The 2,290-nt window shown below is 61.4% G+C and carries 4 protein-coding genes; all 4 read right to left on the bottom strand.

Annotated features, from left to right (window positions below):
- Positions 1 to 141 precede the first annotated feature (141 nt).
- Positions 142 to 420 (bottom strand): type II toxin-antitoxin system RelB/DinJ family antitoxin, encoded by a 279-nt coding sequence (locus tag ACFPLB_RS17435; protein ID WP_151610673.1) that lies wholly within the window; start codon positions 418 to 420, stop codon positions 142 to 144.
- Between the two features lie 91 nt (positions 421 to 511).
- On the bottom strand, positions 512 to 727 hold the full coding sequence (locus ACFPLB_RS17430; RefSeq protein ID WP_151610672.1) for a plasmid partition protein ParG: 216 nt from the start codon (positions 725 to 727) through the stop codon (positions 512 to 514).
- A 20-nt stretch (positions 728 to 747) separates the two neighbouring features.
- The gene (gene parA, locus ACFPLB_RS17425) at positions 748 to 1,377 is read right to left on the bottom strand and encodes a ParA family partition ATPase (protein WP_151610671.1); all 630 of its coding nucleotides are present in this window, start codon (positions 1,375 to 1,377) and stop codon (positions 748 to 750) included.
- Between the two features lie 269 nt (positions 1,378 to 1,646).
- The coding region (locus ACFPLB_RS17420; protein ID WP_378232049.1) for a helix-turn-helix domain-containing protein at positions 1,647 to 2,290 on the bottom strand (644 nt) is incomplete at its 5' end.

Below are 2,290 nucleotides of genomic sequence, written 5' to 3'. Positions count from 1 at the left end.
AGCGGCTCGTCGTTCGCTATCAGCAGCAACATGACCTCTTTGAGCTGGCGCATGTTGTAGCGGCCAGAACGGGAAAGCCGCTCCCAATCCTTCACGAAGCTCTTGGCATAGTCCGCCGATCTCGGCAGAGAAGCCCGCTTGCTACTGGCGGGTTTCTTTGTCGAGGGCATCAAACAATTCCTGTCCGTCATTGAACCGCGCACGGCGGGCCTTCATCATCGCGCGGGATTCCTCGATCGCGGCGCGCGTCTCGGCGTTCGGCACCTTCAACTCAAAGGGCAAAGCCTTATCCTTCGCCACGCGGGTCAAGGTCATCCGCACCACATCGGACACGGTAAGCCCCATTTCGGCCAGCACGGCGGCCGCCTCGTCTTTCAGGCGCTCGTCAATGCGAGCGCGCACAAATGCACTTGCAGCCATGACCGGGCCTCCTTTCTCTGGCCTGAATGTAGCTCACATGAGCAACAGTTTCAAGCAGCTCAATCGCTCAACTAAGTAGATACTCATACACTCATTTAAGTGATTGAGAAACCATCTCCCGCAGTATCTCCGAAATGGTCCGGCCCTGCTCCACGGCCATGATTTTGAGCCGCTTGTGTTCCTCGCGGTCCAGATCGAAGTTCACGCGCACGGTTGCGCCCTTGTCGGACAGGCTGGCGAGCGTGGCGGACTTCCGCACATTGCTCGGCCGGCCGGCGCTGAGCATACCCCGCTTTTCTTCACTCATTTGATGCTCTCCTTATCTACTTAATTGAGCAATTGCTTAATTTCGTCGGCAAGTGCCGTCATTTCGCGGGCCGCTTCGCTGTCCGGTTCCAGATCAAGGACGGTTGCGCCGGCCGCAGCGGAGCCGGGATAGCTCACGCGCTGCGTGATCCGGGCCGCGAGGATCGGCAGGCCGTAACCGTTGAGGGCGTCGGTGATCTCGTTGCCGATCCTCGTTCCCTTGATCGCGCGGGACACGACGAACGCGGCGCGCAATTTTCCGTCCGTGATCTCCATGCGCTGCTTGACCAAATCGACAAGCTCGGCCGTCGCCCAAATGTCATAGGGCGAGGGCTGCACCGGGATCAGGATGAAATTCGCGGCTTTGATGGCCGACACGGCGAGGTCGGCCGCTTGTGGCGCTCCGTCGATGACGACGAAATCCTTACGGGCGACATTCTTCAAATCGCGCTCGATCGTCGGTCGATCCAGCCCGACCACGGAAAGGGGCTGATCTTCCCGCACCGCCGCCCAATCGCGGGCGCTGCCCTGTGGGTCGGAGTCGATCAGCAGCACGTCAGCGCCGCCGAGCTGCAAGGCGCGGGCGAGGTGGGTGGCTATGGTCGTTTTCCCGGCCCCGCCTTTCTGGTTCAAAACGGCGATCACATGCACGGCCGAATCTCCTACGGTTGATGAAATACGCATTTACTCAAATGAGTATAGCGCATTGAGCGATTGAGTAAAGAGGATTTCGCCTCATTCACTCATTTGAGTAATTAAACGCTGCCCTTGCCCCTCGCTCCCTCTCGAAAGCCCATGCGGCGGTTGCCGCAAGCGCGAGGCTGGCGGTTTTGCTGTGAGGTTTCCGCTTCCCGATCCGCCCTATAAGCGGATCGGAACCGCCGCAGGGCTGCGAAAGCAGCCCGAACAGCGGCGACCGCTTATGTTTGCCCTCTTAGATATAGATCAGATGGGGATTCAGTCTGGTTATCGGACTCACGTTTCTGGATAGCTTTCCCAAGGGCCGCCAACGCCCGGCCTAGCGCGGTATCGCCAGCCTCGGACAGCGCCAGCTCATCGAGGGGCAGAGCCTTCCTGTAGGCGTCCACCTCGGCCGCGCGGGCTTCCTGTGCGGCGGTGTGGTCGTCGGGCGGGGGCGGGGCCTTGGCAAACCGCCCAAGGAACTGCCGGGCCTTCTCCGGCAGGGACAGGCGGTAGGCGTTGCTCGTCTGCTGGACCTGTGGGCCGCGCCCCTCGTTGCCGGTCGGCTCGTAGCGCCGCAGCCAGTCGATGAAACCATGTGCCCGCAGGTTCTTCAGCGCCCGCACGATCGTATCGCGCGACCGGCCTAGCCGATCCATGATCGTGGTGATTGACGGCTCTAGCCGGCCGGTGCGGAAGTCGATGAGATTGACGAACAGCCGCAGCACGTCGAGCGCGACGGACCCTAACGGGCCGCTGCGCTCGCCCTTCTGGCGCAAGCCGGCCTCGTTGTAGATTTCGGCCGCCTTCAAGATCGCCTGAACGTCCCTGCGCGTCGTCGGCCGCCATATGCGGCCCTCCGATCGCCCCCGGATATGACTAT

The organism is Aquamicrobium segne, assembly GCF_042656785.1.
Classification (GTDB): Bacteria; Pseudomonadota; Alphaproteobacteria; order Rhizobiales; family Rhizobiaceae; genus Mesorhizobium; species Mesorhizobium segne.
Note: the sequence above shows the minus strand (reverse complement) of the source record. Positions and strands in the feature narration are given on the sequence as shown.

Bases quoted from the DNA above. Each gene is read 5' to 3' on its own strand.
- ACFPLB_RS17435 (WP_151610673.1), bottom strand. From the start codon at position 420: ATGGCTGCAAGTGCATTTGTGCGCGCTCGCATTGACGAGCGCCTGAAA.
- ACFPLB_RS17430 (WP_151610672.1), bottom strand. From the start codon at position 727: ATGAGTGAAGAAAAGCGGGGTATGCTCAGCGCCGGCCGGCCGAGCAAT.